Genomic DNA, 18,926 nt, shown 5'->3' on the forward strand with positions numbered 1-18,926 from the left:
TTAAGGAGCTATGCACCCTAAGCAAGCGACACTGTTTCTCGTAAAACACAAGACAAGTTAAGCACTTAGTTTAACTTTTCTTGTATTTTAAGACTGCGCGTTCGCTCCGGCCACGATCTCGGTAATTTCCTGCGTAATTGCCGCCTGACGGGCACGGTTGTACGTAAGGGTAAGTTCTCCGATCATTTTCGACGCGTTCTTCGTTGCACTGCCCATAGCTGTCATTTTCGCACCCAGCTCACTGGCCTTGCCATCCAGAATAGCGCTATAAATCAAAGTTTCAGCGTACTTTGGAAGCAATACTTCTAGCACGCCTTCCGGTGAAGGTTCATATTCGTAGTTTGCAGAAGCTTCATGATGCTCTTGATTCCCTACTCCATCCATTGGCAACAGTCGCTCAACGGTTGGGATCTGGGTGATAGCATTGACGAATTGATTGTAACAAACATACAACTCATCATACGTACCATCTACAAACTGCTGTACTGCCGAATTCGCGATCGACTTGATGTCAGCAAACTTCGGCGCATCCGATAGCTCAGTAACTTCCTGTACAATCGGATATTCACGGCGACGTAGAAAGTCACGGCCCTTACGACCAATAACAAACAATGCGTACTCATCTTTGGACTTATGCTTCTCCGCGATGAGCATCGTCACCTTACGCAAAATATTAGCGTTGTAACCACCTGCAAGCCCTCTATCAGAGGTAACGATTAGATAACCAGTCTTCTTCACAGGGCGGCTAACCAGCATAGGGTGTTGAACACCTTCTGTGCCAGCAGCAATGCTCGATACAACCTCTTTTAGCTTCTCAGCATAAGGACGGGCGGCAATTGCCTTCTCCTGAGCTTTTCTCAGCTTGGATGCGGCTACCATTTCCATCGCTTTTGTGATCTGTCTTGTGTTTTGAACACTCTTAATTTGACGTTTAATATCACGCATGCTTCTTGCCATGATTTCACCACCTTAGAGCTTTGACGGAGTCAAAGCTAACTTCGTAAGCATTCTCTTAACTTTGACGAAGTCAAAGCTACTTCATAAGCACAGCCTGAGCTTCGGCAGAGCCAAAGCTCACTTAGTAAAATCCGTTAAAGTCTATCTATATTAGCTAGTAGCGAAACCTCTTTTAAAGGTATCAATCGCTGCTTTAAGAGCGGCTTCGTTATCAGCTGTCAAATCTTTTGTATCCCTGATGGATTGAGCTACATCAGCAGCACTGCTATCCATGTAAGCAAGGAATTCCTTTTCAAAACGTTTTACGTCTTTAACTGGAATATCATCCAAATATCCTTTTACAGCTGTGTACAAGCTAAGCACTTGATGCTCAACAGACAACGGCTGATTCACACCTTGTTTCAGAACTTCCATCATACGTGCCCCGCGATTCAGACGGGCAAGTGTAGATTTATCAAGATCTGAGCCGAACTGTGAGAAGGCTTGAAGTTCGCGATATTGGGCAAGATCCAGACGGAGCGAGCCGGCTACCTTCTTCATCGCTTTGATTTGAGCGGAGCCCCCTACACGGGAAACGGAGATACCGACGTTGATCGCCGGACGTTGACCTGAGTAGAACAGATCGGATTCAAGGAAGATTTGACCATCTGTAATCGAGATTACGTTCGTAGGAATGTAAGCTGATACGTCAGATGCCTGTGTTTCGATAAATGGAAGTGCGGTTAATGAACCACCACCGAGCTCATCACTAAGCTTAGCTGCACGCTCCAAAAGACGGGAGTGCAAGTAGAATACGTCACCCGGGAATGCTTCACGACCCGGTGGACGACGAAGCAGCAAGGACAATTCGCGATAAGCCGAAGCTTGTTTCGAAAGGTCATCGTAAATGATCAGTACGTGCTCGCCCTTGTACATGAAGTATTCGCCCATTGCGCAACCTGCGTATGGAGCAATGTACAACAATGGGGACGGCTCGGAAGCCGATGCAGTTACAACGATTGTATATTCCAAAGCGCCATGACGGCGAAGAGTTTCTACAACCTGTGCTACTGTGGATTGCTTTTGACCAATGGCAACATAAATACATTTCATGCCGTTGCCTTTTTGGTTGATAATCGCATCAATTGCGATTGCAGTCTTACCTGTTTGACGGTCACCAATGATAAGTTCGCGTTGTCCACGACCGATTGGTACCATCGCATCAATGGCTTTAAGACCTGTTTGCATCGGTTCATGTACCGATTTACGATCGATAACACCTGGTGCATTATTTTCTACAGGACGGAATTCAGTTGTAGCAATTGGGCCTTTGCCGTCAAGCGGCATACCAAGTGCGTTAACTACACGACCGAGCAGAGCTTCACCAACAGGAACTTGCATAATTTGTCCTGTACGTTTTACTTGATCGCCTTCACGAATTTCCTTGTACTCACCCAGAATAACAACACCGACGTTGCTTTCTTCCAGATTGAGCGCCATGCCCACTACTCCGTTGGAGAACTCTAGCAATTCGCCTGCCATTGCGTTTTCCAGACCGTAGACACGGGCGATACCGTCGCCGACTTGAATGACGGTGCCGACTTCGGCAACTTCGATATCGGCTTTATATTCCTCAATTTGACTTTTGATCAAAGTGCTGATCTCTTCAGGTCTGATGCCCAATATCCTCACCCCTATCTTCTATGCTTATCATTAAAGGATTTCTCGAGACGCTCCAATTTGTTAGACAGACTGCCGTCATACAGCGTATCGCCGATATAAACTTTCAGTCCTCCCAACAGGCTTGGGTCCACCACATTCGTAATCCGGATTTTACGGTTTACGAGTTGGCCGAATTCTGCAGCTACAGCTGCTTTTTCTTCTTCACTTAAAGAATAAACAGAGTATACCTTAGCATCACCAATGCCAAGAGCGTCTCCTTCAATCTTGATATACGTATCCAGCAGATCGGCAAAAATATCGGTTCTGCCTCGCTCTACTAACAATTCTACAATGTTCATCACGATGGGAGAGAGCTTATCTTGAAGCGCTGTGCGCAGCACTTTCAGCTTGTCGGACTCCGAGATGCGCGGTGCAAGAATAAACCGCTTTATCTCTTGGTCGGAATGTAATAATCCAACCACTGCCTTGAGCTCTTCTTCTACTTCAAGGGTAATCCCTTTCTCTACCGCTGCACTGTACAATGCTCTAGCGTAGCGCTTGGCAACTACCGTATCGCGGCTCATGATTGGCCTCCTACCTCTTTGAGGTATTGGTTCACAAGTTGCTCCTGCTCGCCGTTAGCACTAACTTCTTTCTTAAGAAGTTTAGAAGCAATACGAACAGATGCCGTTCCAATTTCGCTGCGCAACTCTTCCACTGCTTTGTTCTTTTCGTTCTCGATATCGCGCACGGCCTCTTCTTTGACACGTGCTGCATCTGCTTTGGCTTGTGCCAAAGTTTGTTCTACCTGTAGATTGCTTGTGATTTGCGATTGTTGAATAATCTGTTGAGCTTCCTGGCGTGCACTGTTCAGCGCTTGCTTCTGCTCTTCCACATACGCGACCGCTTGTTCTCTAGTCTTCGCAGCTTCGTCCATTTGCTGCATTACCAGCTCACGGCGTTTCTCCATAACTGCAAAAAGTTTGCTGAACGCATACTTGCTAAGCAAGAAATATAAAATCCCAAAGGCGACAATTGAAAATACTATGTTTGTCCAAACAATATCCACTGAGGTCACTCCCTTCCGTTACCGCGTCATGCGGACGTATACAAAAGTAAGGCGCGGATGGCATCGGCCGTCCCCGCCAAACCGTAACTACGGTTTATTAAGTAAACATAATCAGGAATGCGATAACTGTTGCTGCCAACGGAATAACTTCGACGATACCTACACCAATAAACATTGTTGTTTGCAAAGCATTTTTCGCTTCTGGTTGACGAGCGATGGACTCAACTGTTCTACTAACGATCATACCGTTACCAAGACCTGCGCCAAGTGCACCCAATCCAACCGCTATTGCTGCTGCTAAAAATTCCATTTGTAAATATCCTCCTTTAATTTCGGTTCATATTTGTGTTTAATGATATAAGATATCTCCCACGAAGGAAAATCAGACGATAGCCGTTCTCTTCGCAGCAGTTCATTAATGTGCTTCTTCTTCATGAATCGTCATCTGTGCGATATAAACCATCGTCAGAATCGTAAAGATAAACGCTTGTAGTGCCCCGACGAAAATACTGAAGCCCTGCCATACAGCCAGGAACGGAATACTGAGAATCCCCAGCTTCAAAATGACTGTAATCAGTACTTCTCCGGCGAAAATGTTAGCGAATAGACGAATAGCCAACGCTACAGGTTTTGCCAGGTTTTCGATAATGTTCAGTGGCAAAAAGATTGGAAACGGCTCGATGTAGTGTTTGAAATAATGTTTGCCGTTGAGCTTAATGCCCAGAAAGTTCATCAGTACAAATACTATGATTGCCAATCCTGCAGTGACGTTAATGTCAGCAGTTGGCGACTTGTACCATAAAATTTCTGCATGCTCACCATTCGCCAAGTTCTTAGTTGCTTCAATCACGTGGCCAAACACTGTTACAGGTCCATGCGCCTCAGTTACAACGGAGAAAGGCAATCCAAGTAGATTGGAAACAAAGATAAACAGAATCAATGTCAACCCTAAAGATATGTAAGGTTTTCCTCTCTTCAGATCCATGGCACTGCTTATGACACCCTCTACAAATTCCACAACCCATTCCATGAAGTTCTGAAGCTTGGATGGATTTTCAACGGAAAGCTTACGAACCGAAAGCATAACCAGAACAAACACCACTGTACAACTGATCAGAAGCATCAACACGGCGGATAAATCTATCGGTATTCCCCCGACAAATATTTTCGGCATGTCATGCATAGTATCATCCCCCTTTCTCTTTAATCTGGTTAAAGCTTATTCTTCACACTCAGATATATCCCCGCAGGAATGGCGAGAAGCTGAGGAATGAATACGCCCGAAACAGTTGCTACCAGGGAGAAATGCTCAATCTTGACCGAGAACATGGTGACCAAAATTGCGAAGCTAATCCGTGTAACAAAACCGAGGCTGAAGGCATTCCCTTCGTTGCTCGCAATCGACTGCGTAACCCGTCGAACCTTGACGGCCAGATAACGAAAGTTTACCAATCCCGCCACCAGACCCAGAGTCATGCCCAGTGTAATTGCCCGGGTCTCATGATGAAGCACCCAGCCCATTAAGAGTCCTGCCATAAGGACGAGCGTAACTCTAGTGACGGTATTGATCATGGGAGTCATATTATCCATTCTGCTCCCCCAAAAATTTTTTAATTAACAAGGCGACATTCACAATTCCCAGAATCATTCCAGTTATAGTGCCAATGGCGAGCCAATATTTCGGCCCCTCCATCAGGTCTTTCAGCCATCTTGCCGCAAAAAAACCAATAAGAATGTAAGCGGCAAGCAAAGTGCCTGCACTTCCAATGACAAGCGCGGTCTGTAACAAGCTGTCCTTGCTATTTTGTTCTTTCATGGGCTACAATCCCAACTAATTTTACTGAATTTCCTGAGTCTTTGTCAATTCATTGAACATTGCCTAAAAACCCTTGAAAACATGAAAATAATCACAGCAAAACGTTCCAAAACCATATAAACCGTACAGTTTCACTGTATGTTGATTTTAATCAGATCAGATATTAGTTTAATTGAAATTATTTATTTTTTGTGAACATTCTGTGAAACTCTTCAGGACGTTCCTTATTAACACCAAAATGGTGCAAAATCGCATTGACAATCCGTTGGGAAGCCTTGCCATCTCCATACGGGTTGGCGGCCCGACTCATCGACTGATAGAGCTCGTTATCAGTCAAAAGAGCATGTGTCCGTTGATACACCTTCTCCTCGTCCGTGCCCACAAGTTCCAGCGTTCCAGCCTCTATCCCTTCGGGACGCTCCGTTGTATCACGAAGCACAAGAACAGGCACTCCATAAGAAGGAGCTTCCTCTTGCAGACCGCCGGAATCGGTCAATATCAAGTGGGTATGCGGATAAAAATTATGCAGGTCCACGACATCCAGCGGATCAATCAGCTTAATTCTTGGATGTCCTCCCAGTATCTCATGCGCAGGTTCCTTAACGGCAGGACTCGGATGCACAGGGTAAACAATGGCGACATCTTCGAATTCATCAGCGATTCTTTTAATAGCTCGGAAGATATTACGATGCGGTTCACCTTGAGATTCTCTGCGGTGAGCGGTCATCAAAATAAGTCTTTTTCCTGAAGCAAAATCCAAAACAGGATGCCGGTAATCCGGCTGTACGGTATATTGAAACACATCAGTTACGGTGTTGCCTGTGATATAAATACTTGATTCTTTTTTGTTCTCGTGTCTCAGATTGTTAGCTGACAAATCGGTTGGAGCGAAATGCAGATCAGCTAACACACCTGTGAGTTGACGGTTCATTTCTTCAGGATACGGAGACAATTTGTTCCATGTCCTAAGTCCTGCTTCTACGTGCCCAACCTGAATTTGCTGCAGGAAGGAAGCGTAACTAGCTAAAAACGTTGTTAAGGTGTCTCCATGCACCAGCACGAGGTCAGGTTTAACTTCTTTCAGTACAGGTTCCAAACCTTCAAGCACACGAATAGTAATCTCATTCAAGGTCTGACGGTCCTTCATCACGTCCAAATCGTAATCAGGGGTGATATTAAACACTTCCAACACTTGATCGAGCAGTTCTCTATGCTGTGCTGTTACACATACTATTGATTCGATATGCTCAGGATGCTTCTTCAGTTCAAGAACCAGAGGAGCCATCTTGATCGCCTCGGGGCGCACTCCGAAAATAGTCATTACTTTGATTTTGGACATAACCCCTACCCTCTCATCAAATATTCTCGCATTACTATACTTAATACTTAATTACTTATTACTTGGTTCCATAAAGACGGTCACCAGCATCACCAAGACCTGGCACGATGTAACCATGTTCATTCAAATGATCATCAAGCGCTGCAACATAAATATCAACATCCGGATGAGCTTCCTGAACTGCAGCAACACCTTCTGGCGCTGCAATCAAGTTCATCATTTTGATCTGTGTACAACCACGATTCTTCAGTGAGGTAATCGCAGCAATTGCGGATCCGCCTGTAGCAAGCATCGGGTCAATTACTATCAACTCACGTTCCTGTACATCCGTTGGAAGCTTGATATAATACTCCACTGGTTGAAGAGTGTCTGGATCACGGAAAAGCCCTACATGTCCTACTTTAGCCGCAGGTAGAAGCTTCAGTACACCTTCAAGCATACCTAAACCCGCACGAAGAATAGGAATAAGCCCCAGCATTCTTCCCGAAATCACTTTGCTTTCCGTCTCAGTGACCGGTGTTTGTACCGTAATGGTCTCTAGTGGAATATCACGTGTAATCTCATAAGCCATCAATGTGGCAACTTCGTCAACATGTTCTCTGAAATCCTTCGTGTTTGTTCTAACGTCGCGAATAAATGTTAGTTTGTGTTGAATTAAAGGATGATCGCAAATCACCAATTTTCCCATTTACTGTCCCTCCGGTAATTGTAAGTCTTGTCTATAGCCATAGAAAGCGCTTTGCTTCTCAGTGGCTAAATCCTGTCTATTATAGCACTCCCGCCGCTGCATTTCACCTCAGAATGGTACTTGAACTCACATTGAACATATTCCTTTGTATTTCCTTGTTTTTAAAGGTAATGATTGGCTTAATTAGGAAACCAATCACTTATAAAACCTAGATTATGTTGTGCAACTTTGGCTTTTTCATACTATTCACATTATTTTCACTAATTTTATTGAAAGTTCCATGAACTTTCATGATTAATTTCATTCAATTTCATCTAATACCTACTGTAATATTTGTGAACAATATGCAACAAAAAAGCCTCCATCAAACCCGGAAGAGGGTATGGATGGAGGCAGAATCATTTCTTATTAGAAGCAAAGATTTAGTATTTCAATTCTGGATAAAGAGGGTATTGGTCAGTCAACTCAGCCACTTGACGGGCAGATTCTGCCAAGTTTGCCTCATCCTTCGGATTCTTTAGAACATTAGCAATGATACGTCCAATAGTGACCATCGCCTGCTCGTCCATACCACGGGATGTGACTGCAGGTGTACCAATACGAATACCACTTGTTACGAAAGGACTTGTAGGATCAAATGGAATTGCGTTTTTATTCACAGTAATCCCGATGGAATCTAGTACTTTTTCCGCATCTTTTCCGGTAATGTTCAGATTACGGGTATCCAGCAGCATCAAGTGGTTATCTGTACCTCCGGATACAATGTTAACCCCTTCGCTGATCAACGTTTCTGCAAGAACATTAGCGTTCTTCACTACATTTTGAGCATAAGTCTTAAAGGATGGCTGCAATGCTTCACCAAATGCGACTGCTTTTGAAGCAATTACATGCATCAGAGGTCCACCTTGGGAACCAGGGAATACCGCTTTATCAATAGCAGCTGCCCATGGCTGTCTGCACATAATCATACCTCCGCGGGGACCGCGCAAAGTCTTATGCGTAGTAGTTGTAACGAAATGAGCATGAGGAACCGGGCTCGGATGAAGACCAGCAGCAACCAATCCTGCGATATGGGCCATATCTACCATAAATAGCGCACCCACATCATTGGCGATAGCGCCAAGTTTTTCGAAATCAATAATACGCGGATAGGCACTAGCACCAGCTACAATCATTTTCGGACGGTGTTTGAAGGCTGCTTTACGTACTTCATCATAATCAATTAGGAAAGTATCTTCTTGTACTCCATAAGCAACGAAGTTATAAAGCAATCCTGAAGCATTAACTGGGCTACCATGTGTCAAATGACCACCGTGCGCCAAATTCATTCCAAGAACAGTGTCGCCAGGCTTAAGCGCAGCCAGATAAACTGCCATATTTGCTTGAGCCCCGGAATGTGGTTGTACGTTGACATGATCCGCGCCAAACAATTCTTTTGCGCGATCACGAGCAAGGTTCTCAACGATATCTACATCTTCACAGCCACCATAATAACGTTTGCCTGGATAACCTTCTGCATATTTGTTCGTAAGCACGGAGCCCATAGCTTCCATTACGGCTTCGCTAACGATATTCTCTGAGGCAATAAGCTCAATGTTGGCACGCTGACGTTTCAGTTCCAGTTCCATCGCTTCCAGTACTGCCGGGTCACTCTTACGCAATTGTTCCATGTTCTTATTTCCTCCCTAGTGTGTGTAGATATGTTGTATTTAAGTAGAAACGATTTGCCCGCCATAAAGAGACTTAGGTCTACGTTTCTGCAAAAAATATAAAAACTAAAGTTCGTTAATCACAAAACTGTGAACCACTTTGTTCTGGAGCACGATATACCGCACGTTCACCACCAATTAGTGGGGGTCTGGTCCATGCCGCATTCACTCTGGCTGCTCCAATGTATCGTAGAGTCGGACGGAAAGGAACGGCTACCCGCCGTAAATGCATTCCTATCAGTGTCTCGCCAATATCTAAACCAGCATGAGCTTCTATCGTTTCCGCCAAAACAGGATCTTTCATAGCGTGATAAGCAGCCGTAGCCATCGAACCTCCAGCACCTCGTATAGGTACAGCTGATACTTCCTTCAGACCAAGTGACTCTAGCAGAGAGCGTTCCATGACAAGTGCACGATTTAAATGCTCGCAGCACTGATACACCGGATGAAATCCTTTTTCCGCTGCTACTAAACGAACACCTTCAAGCAGTTGTTCTGCAACTTCAAGTGCACCACCAGTTCCAATCCGGACACCAGCAACCTCACTTGTGCTCACTCCGACGACAACAATTTTGCCTGACCCAAGGTTACCAGCCTCCGCCAACTCCCTTAACACAGTGACGGTGGCTTCAGTTAATGATAGCTCCACAACTTCGTCCATCACTCTACCTCCTCAAACTTCAAACAAGCTTATTTTAAACAAAAAAGAGCAGTCCGCAGGTAGCTGCGGATTTGCTCTTTTGCCCAGGCGACCGGCCGTTTATTCCGATGCTCCATCGTGGTTTGATCCACATTTGTCGCCAGTTACATCGGAACCGATTATTTGTAACTTCATCTTAAAGCAAAGTGAACTGAAAATCAACCATTTACAAATGGCGGAAGGTTTCCAGCTTATCCAGCAAACTGAATAGCGCAGTGCGAATCTCAGCAGCAGTTAGCTCATAGTCCTCACGCGTGCCACCAAATGGATCAGAAATATCGAAGCTCGGAATACGCTGGCGAATCTCAATCATCCGCTGCAGATCCGTTGCATTCGGTTCACCACCAAGAGCTAAGCTCAACTCCGCATCTGCGTAGAGGCTGTCCAATTCCTTGATATCTTCCGTCACCGACTCTTCATCATGCACGTATTCCTTCAATGTATAGGTTTTCGTTACAGCATCCGGAAAATACTGCAATAAATGCTGCTTATGCCCACCCGTCAAGGTCAGCACAAGGTCGGCCCAAGCGACAGCTTGACCTGTCAATTGTGACGACTCCATTGAATCATGAATTCCTTCTTCCTGCAGTATAGCCGCAGCATGTCTTGATATAGAAGTACCGGAAATGGCGGATACACCTGCAGACCGCACTTCCAGGTCGATTCCACGTTCCTTCGCGAGCTTTCGTAAAAGCCCCTCAGCCATAGGACTTCGGCATGTATTCCCGGTGCAGACGAATAAAATATGCAGCATGTTTTGCACCCCCATGAAATTAAATATTCTAATGCCGTTATTGTATCAAAAGATGAATAGCAAGCCAAACCCCAGAAGTATTGCACCGCCTAGCGCTTCTCCATAATCCCCGAGACCACGACTGACATGCCGTCCAATTAGCAACCCTAGAATCGACATTATTCCCCCGCAAGCACCGAAGGCTAAGATGGTCAAAAGTACTCCATTCACAAACATCCCCAGTGATACACCCACGGAGAAAGAGTCAATACTGACACTGAGCGAAAGAAGTATCATTCCCCACAAGGTTCGATGATCCATAGCTCGTGAGCTTCCTGTATCCGGACGAAAGGAGTTGTACACCATATGCCCGCCCAAAAGAACTAGAAGACCTCCAGCAGCATAAGTCGTTACTTGACCTAACAGGTGTCCGACATAACTTCCTGTCAATAAACCCAGGAGAGGCATCAGCATATGAAAAACAGCAATGAGCAGACTCATTTGCAGAACATGCAGCAGACGAATACCTTTCATCCCGATCCCTACACCGAGCGAAAAGGCATCCATCCCTAATGCAACCGCCATTATAGTAATGGTAACAATCTGCCCCCATTCGGTATATACATCTCCTAAGCCCATGCTTAACCCCCCAAGTCCGAAATATCTTGTACAACAACGATATGCGGACAAGGGGGTATTCATGACTTCATATGGGAGTCATATACGAAAAAGCAATGCCGTGGTTATCCGGCGTCGATGACAGATCCGCCGGCGGCTTTCATAAGCCGGTTCATGATTGCAGCGCCGAGGCCGGTATACGGGCAAGCCTCGGCTAAGATGTAAGTCGCTCCCGCTTCATCGAAGCGCCGCAAGGCGGCATATAGGGAGCGAGCCCCTTCCTCCGGCGAGGATAACGAGCCGAGGGAAAGAACACAGGCGGCAGGGTCGGCGGGATAAAGGGCCTTATGCTCCTCGAAGAGGAGCAAGCCCGTGACCTCGCCGTTTAGCTGCGCCGCCTGAAGTTGACTAGCGGCTTCATCCGCCACGCGCTGCGGGGAAGAGCCGCGCACTACACCAAGCCAGCCGCGCGGTGCGTAGTGCGTGTACTTCATGCCCGGCGCGCGCGGCGCCGAAATATCGCCAGCAGCATCCGCACCATGCTGCTCAATAGATGCGGAAGCCCTTTCGAAAGGCTCACGATTGTTAACATTCAGGCAATCCGCTGAAGATTGCGCGGTAGTTGCTTTAGCTGTGATTGGCTCAGCAGTACTGAAATCAATAACAGAGTTTGTCGTCCCCGAATCAGCCAAGACAGTAGCGGTTGCGGTAGCGGCAGCAGTTGTCTCAGCATTACCGGGCTCTGAGCTTACAGCTTCTGCTCCCACCACTGCAGCCAATTGTTCCGAAGTAATCCCGCCGGGGCGCAGCACAGCAACTTTTCCGTCAGGCTGTACCTGCACGACTGTTGACTCTAGTCCAACTCCAGCAGCACCACCATCAAGGACGCCATCAATGTATCCAGCCAAATCTTCCATCACATGCGAAGCTAATGTCGGGCTCGGGCGACCCGAACGATTAGCACTGGGCGCCGCAACTGGACAACCTGCGGCACTTATCAGTGCTAGAGCTACCGGATGATCCGGCATCCGCACACCAACCGTATCCAAACCCGCCGTCACACAGGGCGACAGTACACCTTCACGAACAGGAAGCACAACTGTCAGCGGACCAGGCCAATAAGCTGCCATCAACGCGGCCGCCTTAGGATGCACCTCTGCAACAAGCTCGTCCAAAGCTGCCGTATCCGCAATATGCACAATTAACGGATTGTCAGAGGGCCGTCCTTTTGCCGCAAAAACAGCCTCAACTGCCGCCGTATTTCGGGCATCCGCCCCTAGCCCGTAGACGGTTTCGGTTGTAAAAGCCACGGTTCCGCCTTCACGAAGCATTGTTGCTGCCTCCGCTATCGCCAGCTTGTCAGCTTCATTCGGCTGAAATACCTCAGAGTTCGTTCCCTCAGCGGAATTCAACTTCCAGTATACAGTCTCATCTCTATTTCCACTCCGCCGCTGAACGGCGAATAAAGGATTATTGTGTTCATTCATTCTCATCACAGGCTTTCTAGAAGATATAATTTAGCTTAGCAAAAAAACGGCCCTTGTAGGGAGCCGTGATAGATCTGCTTATAAAATAGTAACACATCTGGGGTCTTACGACCATAATCCACTGATCCAGTTCCAAAGGTTTTGCAGCAGCTCCCAGACGAAGAACCGTACCTCTGGCTCAGCAGCAGTTTCTCCTGATGAAGCACTTCCTGCCGAGGAATCAGCCTGCACTGTTTTTGCAGCTGCTGATTTCACCTTAGCACTGTTATCCGCACCAGCAGCGGACACTGTTTTTGTACCTTTGTCAGCAGCAGGTGCTGCCGCATCTCCAGAGCCTGCATCGATAAAGCAAAGCGGAGGAAACAGTACACACCACCAATTTTGCCCCTTGCCCGCACCAAGTGTGACCCGAACAGCTTCATACTCCCCAGCAGGATAGACGGTGCCACCGTATAATTTGGTTGGAAAAGGGACTACGCCCAGCTCCACTTTATAGGAATATTCAATGCCCCGTTTCTCCAGCTCTGATCCAACCAACGCGTTAAGCTCCGGCAGATGATTTCTAATCAGAGCACGTGCCTGCTCCAAGCTCTGTGGATCCTCAAGAGCGGATACCCACTGGTTCATTTGCTCCACAATTTTATCGCGAATTTGCCGTTTCACCAGCTGATCTTGCGCTCCGTCAGAATTAGCTAGAATACGTAACCGGATAGATTCTTGGGGAATAGATACTTCAGCTACTGCAGCATCGGTTTTTTGACCTTCCCAAGCCATCATGAGGACCATAAAAAAACAAATTAAAATGGCAGTATACTTAAAAGTTACACGTAAGGAATCTCTTTTATCCATATGATTATCGTTCATTTGTTGCAGCCCCTCTCCTCTTAACTCTCATGCTAGTAGTATGCCCGGAGATAAGAGACTGCAAACCTATGAATCTATTAAATTTATAACTTCAATGCCAGCTCCTTATGCAGCTGCAAATCTTCCTCTACATCCTGCCCATAAAGATGCACGCTCATCACGACCCCCATGCTGGCCATATTAATCAGAAGAGACGTGCCTCCATAACTGATAAACGGAAGTGTTATTCCTGTCAACGGCATCAGACCGATAAAAGCTCCAACATTCTCAAGAATTTGATACAACAGCATAGCCGTAATTCCAATGATTAGAAATGGTCCGCTACGCTCCTTACTCTCGAGAGCAATCAATATCATCCGATGCAGCAAAATAAAAAAGAGCAAGAGCAGCAGCGCAGACCCCACAAATCCAAACTCCTCGGCAATCTGCACGAATATCGCATCCGAATAGGTATATGGGACACGATTATTCTGCACAGAGCTGCCCTGCATATATCCCTCTCCACTCATTCCCCCGGAGGCTATAGCTATTTTGGCATTTTTCGTGTGATAGCTTGCCTTATCTGTCGCTAAATCAGGTACCAGCCAAGGGTCAAACCGCTCCACTAAATGATCCTTACCAATGCCTTCAAAAAATTTGACTGCCTCATCATGATAGTTTATGTAGCTCAAAATCCCAGCAAGGCCGATCCCACCCACTATAAGCAAACCGATGAGTGCATGCGACAATTTGATATTCCCGATCCATAGAAGCCCAATCAATATTACGATGTAGCTAAGGGCATTTCCCAAATCATTTTGCATAATGACTATACCAAATGGAATGAACGTAAGAATGGTGAGAGGAACAATCCCTTTCCAGAAGGTTAAGGTAGACCCTTGTTTTCGAATTAAGATCGATGATAAAAAAAGAATTAATACCAATTTAAACAGCTCGGCAGGCTGAAACCTAAGTCCACCGATCTCAAGTCCCAATTGAGCACCGTTCTCTACTTTACCAATAAAACTAACCGACACTAACAAGACTAAGCCCAAGAGATAAATATAAAGTGCATGTTTAACAAATATCTTAAAGTCCACAAAAGCGAGCACAATAAAAACTACAAAACCTAAAATATAGTATTTAAGCATTTGTAAATGAAATCCATCCAATTTCATCGGAGGCGTTATTCTTCCATTGGTTACACTGTATATTGAAAAAATACTAATCACCATCAGCAAAATCAGAACAGTAACAATTACCTTATCAATCCTTTTGAACTTTTGAAGCATCTGCAAGCCCCTTACTCTGTTAAGGTTTCAACTCTCCTCTCTCAGGGAAAGTCGTTCCTTTCTATTGTAGAACATTCGTGAATATAATTCCAAATTTATGTAGCCAATCTATAAAATATCTTTCTATTAAAATTACACTCTGACGTAATTTTACTCTATGATCCAAACCTATCGGACTCCGTAGACTTTATTTATGAATTTATTGCTTCACGGGAACTTTTGCGGACTCCAGAGTCGTTATTACTTGCCATTTTGCAGTAAATCCAGTCTTTTTGATCAAATAACGTCTTTGCGGTCCGATACTATCCAATAAGTAGTTAATATTCGAATATAAGGGCATCTGAGTCCGAGTCAGGATACAAATACGAATACGATACAAATACAAATACGAATTGCTTCCAGCTTGCTTACCTGAAACGGCCCGTATTACGTATTACACCAATCCGACGAAGCCGTGCTCCATCAAAAAGAACCGCCAGCACCCCTATTAAACAATAAGGACCTGACGGTTCTACTTTATTTCGTGGTTACACCTGTTTGGCAGCTGCATAAGGAGTAGGTTTAGGAAAATCCTCTTCCACTTCTTGCCCGTGCAGGCGCACACTCATTACCAGCCCGATGCTGGCCATGTTGATAAGCAGGGATGTACCCCCGAAGCTGATGAAAGGTAACGTAATACCAGTCAATGGCATCAAGCCGATAAATGCGCCGATATTCTCAAAAATCTGATACAACATCATCGCGACAACGCCGACAATCAGGAAAGGGCCAGCTCTATCCCTAGACTCCAGCGCAATCAGAATCATCCGGTGAATCAAAATAAAGTACAGCAGCAACACAAACGCAGAACCTACAAACCCAAACTCTTCAGCAATCTGCACAAAGATAGAATCTGAATACGTATATGGCACCCGATCCGTCTGAACGGAACTGCCGTTCATGTAGCCTTCGCCGCTCATTCCACCTGAGGCAATCGCCAGCTTGGCGTTTTTAGTATGATAAAGGGCTTTGGCTGTCGCTTTGTCTGGAACAAGCCAAGGATCAAAACGTTCAATCCAGTGAGATCGTCCAATATCCGTAAGAAAGGTTTTAATTTCATCGTGATAATGGATATAACTCATAATTCCCGCAATCGCAGAACTAGCCACGATGACCAGCCCGATTAATGCATGCGTGTATTTAATATTGCCAATCCACAACAGACCCGCAAGAATCACAACGTAAGACAAGGCATTCCCAAGGTCATTTTGGGTAAGGACAATAAGGAACGGAAACAAGGTCAGAAGGCCGAGCGGCACAACATCCCGCCAGAACAGAAGCTTACTCTTATTCTTGCGGACAAGCATGGCTGCCAGAAAAAGAATTAATATCAGCTTGAACAGCTCAGCAGGCTGCAGACTCAGTCCTCCAGGCAGGGTCAACCAGCCTTGTGCATTATTTTTAGTCTCGCCCAAAAAGCTGACGAGCACCAGCATCCCTATCCCAAACAAATAAATATATATCGCATATTTCACTAAAATTCTGTAATCCAAAAAGGTCATTCCAATAAAAGCTACAAAACCAATAGCATAATACATCATCATACGAATATGATGTCCGTCCAGCTTCTCTCTTCCATGAGTAACGCTATATATGGCGAAGATGCTGACCACCATGAGTAATAACAGAACGACTACAATAGCACCATCAATCTTTTTAATCTTCTGAAGCACGCTCTGCCTCCCTACTCTATATCTGGGCTTTCTTTATGATCCCCTAAGAAATCCTGCTAAATTCTATTGTAAAGGAAGTCGGATTGAAAATACAATTTCTCTACCCCGGACAAAGGAACCCTCTGCAAAGCAGGCAATATTATTTCGTTATGCCTAGCACATGACGCGGGATTCCAGCCAGATCATTAATGGTGATAATCTCCGTCCAATGGCCCGCTGCCGCAAGGAGTGCAGCGACTTGCTCAGCTTGACCGAAGCCAAGCTCAAAGCCGATCAGGCGCGGCGGGGCCGGGAGCAGCGTCAGCTGCTCCATCATGCGGCGGTACGGGTCCAGCCCGTCCGCTCCGCCATCCAGCGCAGTGCGCGGCTCATGGTCGCGCACCTCACGCTGCAGCCCGGCGATATCCTCGCCGGGGATGTATGGCGGGTTGGAGACGAGAATATCCGTCTCCATCCCCGCGAACGGCTCGAGCAGATCGCCGAGCCGAAAGTCCACAGCTGTGCCATTGCGCAAAGCGTTGCGCTCGGCCACAGCCAGAGCCGCCGGCGAAATATCGCCGGCGCAGACCCGCCACGCCGGCGCTTCCGCCGCCAACGTGACGGAGATCGCACCGCTGCCGGCGCCGATATCGACGGCGGTCAGCGGTCTTGCGGCGCGCACGTCCCCCGCGCCGCCCGCGCTATCCAGCGCCGCTTCGCCCGGCGTTACGATGCCGTCCGGCCAAAGCTCCGCGCCGTAACGTAAAATCGCCTCGACGAGCAGCTCCGTCTCCGGCCGCGGAATAAGCACGTCAGGCGTCACCTCAAAAGGCCGCCCGTAGAATTCTTGCTCGCCGATGATATACTGCACCGGCTCACCAGCGCCCCGGCGGGTAACTCCCGCCTCAAATGCTTCCTTAACCGCAGCTGGAAAAGGATCTGCCAGCGCCATGTAATAAGCTGCGCCAGACACTCCAAGCACATGCTCCAGCAGCAATTGTACACTGCGCTGCGGTTCATTGCAGCCGCTCCGGCTCAAAAAAGAAGAAGCCTCCGCAAAGGCTTCCCGGATGCTTTTGACTTCCGACATGACATATACGCCATCGTTCAAAGCATTATTCTCCATTATCCATATTATCCATCAAGTCAGCTTGTTCAGCGATTGAAAGGGCTGAGATAATTTCAGTGATTTCTCCGTTCATAACCTGCTCCAAACGGTGCAGTGTCAGGCCAATACGATGGTCTGTAACCCGGCTCTGCGGGAAGTTATACGTCCGAATGCGCTCACTACGGTCACCCGTACCTACTTTGCTCTTCCGTTCCCCAGCATACTTCGCTTCTTCTTCCTGCCGTTTCATATCAGAGATACGCGCACGAAGCACTTGCAGCGCTTTTTCTTTATTGGAGTTCTGTGACTTACCGTCCTGACAGGTAGCAACGATGCCTGTAGGTACATGGGTTACACGTACTGCAGACTTGGTCGTATTTACAGACTGTCCGCCTGCACCACTTGAACAGAAGGTATCCACGCGAATATCTTTATCATGGATCTCGATCTCAAAAGCCTCAGCTTCCGGCATCACAGACACCGTAGAAGTAGAGGTATGAATACGACCTCCGGATTCGGTCGCTGGGATACGTTGTACGCGATGCGCACCACTTTCGTATTTCAGCTTACTGTATGCACCACGGCCGTTAATAAGGAAGATTACCTCTTTGAATCCACCAAGATCACTCGCGTTAACATCCATTAACTCAACGCGCCATCCTTGTGCATCAGCATAACGAGTGTACATCCGGTAAAGGTCTGAAGCGAACAATGCTGCTTCATCTCCACCCGCTGCACCACGAATTTCAACGATTACGTTCTTATCATCATTCGGGTCTTTAGGCAGCAGCAATACGCGGATTCTCTCTTCCAGCTCCACTTGACGTTTGGAAAGGTCATCAATTTCCATCTTGACCATTTCTTTCATCTCATCATCAAGCTTTTCGCCTTGCATCTGCTTAGCAGCTTCAAGCTCTTCCATTACACTCTTATATTCAGTATACGCCTCAAATGCGGGCTGTAGGTCTGATTGTTCTTTGGAATAGTCCCTCAGTTTCTTACTGTCGTTTGCAACATCCGGATCACAAAGCAGTTCACTGAGCTTCTCATAGCGGTCCGCCAGGGATTGCAATCGGTCCAACAAGGGAATTCACCTCTCCTGATTCAATTTCAAATTCGCAAATATAACATCAAATTTGTACTGTCATAAAAATAGATATACGACTTTATATTATACCAAAGATATTGTGAAATGGCTACAGTTCCGTACGCACAATACCTTAATAAAAAGCTTA

General features: G+C 46.4%; 20 protein-coding genes and 1 riboswitch. All 20 genes read right to left on the reverse strand.

Annotated features, from left to right (window positions below; genetic code table 11):
* Positions 1 to 87: 87 nt before the first annotated feature.
* A complete protein-coding gene (gene atpG, locus MHH89_RS20235) occupies positions 88 to 957 on the reverse strand; it encodes an ATP synthase F1 subunit gamma (RefSeq protein WP_036681564.1) in 870 nt (289 codons plus the stop codon).
* A gap of 150 nt (positions 958 to 1,107) precedes the next feature.
* Positions 1,108 to 2,619, reverse strand: coding sequence for a F0F1 ATP synthase subunit alpha (atpA, locus tag MHH89_RS20240; RefSeq protein WP_036681566.1), 1,512 nt, complete (start codon positions 2,617 to 2,619; stop codon positions 1,108 to 1,110).
* Between the two features lie 11 nt (positions 2,620 to 2,630).
* Positions 2,631 to 3,182, reverse strand: coding sequence for a F0F1 ATP synthase subunit delta (locus MHH89_RS20245; protein ID WP_076123928.1), 552 nt, complete (start codon positions 3,180 to 3,182; stop codon positions 2,631 to 2,633).
* Complete coding sequence (atpF, locus tag MHH89_RS20250; RefSeq protein ID WP_076123930.1) at positions 3,179 to 3,667, reverse strand: F0F1 ATP synthase subunit B; 489 nt, start codon at positions 3,665 to 3,667, stop codon at positions 3,179 to 3,181. The genes MHH89_RS20245 and atpF overlap by 4 nt, the downstream gene beginning before the upstream one ends.
* A 97-nt stretch (positions 3,668 to 3,764) precedes the next feature.
* Positions 3,765 to 3,977 carry a F0F1 ATP synthase subunit C gene (gene atpE / locus MHH89_RS20255; RefSeq protein WP_036681574.1) on the reverse strand — a complete coding sequence of 71 codons (213 nt, stop codon included), beginning with the start codon at positions 3,975 to 3,977 and terminating at the stop codon, positions 3,765 to 3,767.
* Between the two features lie 105 nt (positions 3,978 to 4,082).
* Positions 4,083 to 4,850, reverse strand: a complete 768-nt coding sequence (gene atpB / locus MHH89_RS20260; protein WP_076309995.1) for a F0F1 ATP synthase subunit A — start codon at positions 4,848 to 4,850, stop codon at positions 4,083 to 4,085.
* A gap of 29 nt (positions 4,851 to 4,879) precedes the next feature.
* The gene (locus MHH89_RS20265) at positions 4,880 to 5,257 is read right to left on the reverse strand and encodes an ATP synthase subunit I (protein ID WP_036681578.1); all 378 of its coding nucleotides are present in this window, start codon (positions 5,255 to 5,257) and stop codon (positions 4,880 to 4,882) included.
* The gene (locus tag MHH89_RS20270) at positions 5,250 to 5,483 is read right to left on the reverse strand and encodes an AtpZ/AtpI family protein (RefSeq protein WP_036681579.1); all 234 of its coding nucleotides are present in this window, start codon (positions 5,481 to 5,483) and stop codon (positions 5,250 to 5,252) included. The genes MHH89_RS20265 and MHH89_RS20270 overlap by 8 nt, the downstream gene beginning before the upstream one ends.
* Before the next feature lie 178 nt (positions 5,484 to 5,661).
* The gene (gene wecB, locus MHH89_RS20275) at positions 5,662 to 6,822 is read right to left on the reverse strand and encodes a non-hydrolyzing UDP-N-acetylglucosamine 2-epimerase (RefSeq protein WP_076123932.1); all 1,161 of its coding nucleotides are present in this window, start codon (positions 6,820 to 6,822) and stop codon (positions 5,662 to 5,664) included.
* A 58-nt stretch (positions 6,823 to 6,880) separates the two neighbouring features.
* A complete protein-coding gene (gene upp / locus MHH89_RS20280; RefSeq protein ID WP_036681583.1) occupies positions 6,881 to 7,510 on the reverse strand; it encodes a uracil phosphoribosyltransferase in 630 nt (209 codons plus the stop codon).
* A gap of 422 nt (positions 7,511 to 7,932) precedes the next feature.
* Positions 7,933 to 9,180 carry a serine hydroxymethyltransferase gene (glyA, locus tag MHH89_RS20285; protein ID WP_038573642.1) on the reverse strand — a complete coding sequence of 416 codons (1,248 nt, stop codon included), beginning with the start codon at positions 9,178 to 9,180 and terminating at the stop codon, positions 7,933 to 7,935.
* Between the two features lie 115 nt (positions 9,181 to 9,295).
* Positions 9,296 to 9,880, reverse strand: a complete 585-nt coding sequence (locus tag MHH89_RS20290; RefSeq protein WP_076099682.1) for a TIGR01440 family protein — start codon at positions 9,878 to 9,880, stop codon at positions 9,296 to 9,298.
* Between the two features lie 74 nt (positions 9,881 to 9,954).
* A riboswitch (ZMP/ZTP riboswitch) is annotated at positions 9,955 to 10,037 on the reverse strand.
* Positions 10,038 to 10,085: 48 nt separating this feature from the next.
* A complete protein-coding gene (locus MHH89_RS20295; RefSeq protein ID WP_076219284.1) occupies positions 10,086 to 10,673 on the reverse strand; it encodes a low molecular weight protein arginine phosphatase in 588 nt (195 codons plus the stop codon).
* A 45-nt stretch (positions 10,674 to 10,718) separates the two neighbouring features.
* Positions 10,719 to 11,291, reverse strand: coding sequence for a manganese efflux pump MntP (locus tag MHH89_RS20300; RefSeq protein ID WP_076309993.1), 573 nt, complete (start codon positions 11,289 to 11,291; stop codon positions 10,719 to 10,721).
* 104 nt (positions 11,292 to 11,395) lie between these two features.
* Entirely contained in the window at positions 11,396 to 12,757 is a 1,362-nt protein-coding gene (locus MHH89_RS20305) for an L-threonylcarbamoyladenylate synthase (RefSeq protein ID WP_076192503.1), read from the reverse strand.
* 105 nt (positions 12,758 to 12,862) lie between these two features.
* Positions 12,863 to 13,606: a stage II sporulation protein R gene (spoIIR, locus tag MHH89_RS20310; RefSeq protein ID WP_076099806.1), complete on the reverse strand. Its 744-nt coding sequence runs from the start codon at positions 13,604 to 13,606 to the stop codon at positions 12,863 to 12,865.
* A 98-nt stretch (positions 13,607 to 13,704) separates the two neighbouring features.
* Complete coding sequence (locus MHH89_RS20315; protein WP_076192355.1) at positions 13,705 to 14,892, reverse strand: FtsW/RodA/SpoVE family cell cycle protein; 1,188 nt, start codon at positions 14,890 to 14,892, stop codon at positions 13,705 to 13,707.
* A 527-nt stretch (positions 14,893 to 15,419) separates the two neighbouring features.
* Positions 15,420 to 16,604 carry an FtsW/RodA/SpoVE family cell cycle protein gene (locus tag MHH89_RS20320; protein WP_076123938.1) on the reverse strand — a complete coding sequence of 395 codons (1,185 nt, stop codon included), beginning with the start codon at positions 16,602 to 16,604 and terminating at the stop codon, positions 15,420 to 15,422.
* Positions 16,605 to 16,743: 139 nt separating this feature from the next.
* Positions 16,744 to 17,673: a peptide chain release factor N(5)-glutamine methyltransferase gene (prmC, locus tag MHH89_RS20325; RefSeq protein ID WP_341088820.1), complete on the reverse strand. Its 930-nt coding sequence runs from the start codon at positions 17,671 to 17,673 to the stop codon at positions 16,744 to 16,746.
* Between the two features lie 25 nt (positions 17,674 to 17,698).
* Positions 17,699 to 18,775, reverse strand: a complete 1,077-nt coding sequence (prfA, locus tag MHH89_RS20330; RefSeq protein WP_036681601.1) for a peptide chain release factor 1 — start codon at positions 18,773 to 18,775, stop codon at positions 17,699 to 17,701.
* Between the last annotated feature and the right edge of the window lie 151 nt (positions 18,776 to 18,926).

This window comes from Paenibacillus sp. FSL H7-0323 (genome assembly GCF_038002725.1).
Taxonomy (GTDB): domain Bacteria; phylum Bacillota; class Bacilli; order Paenibacillales; family Paenibacillaceae; genus Paenibacillus_AQ; species Paenibacillus_AQ odorifer.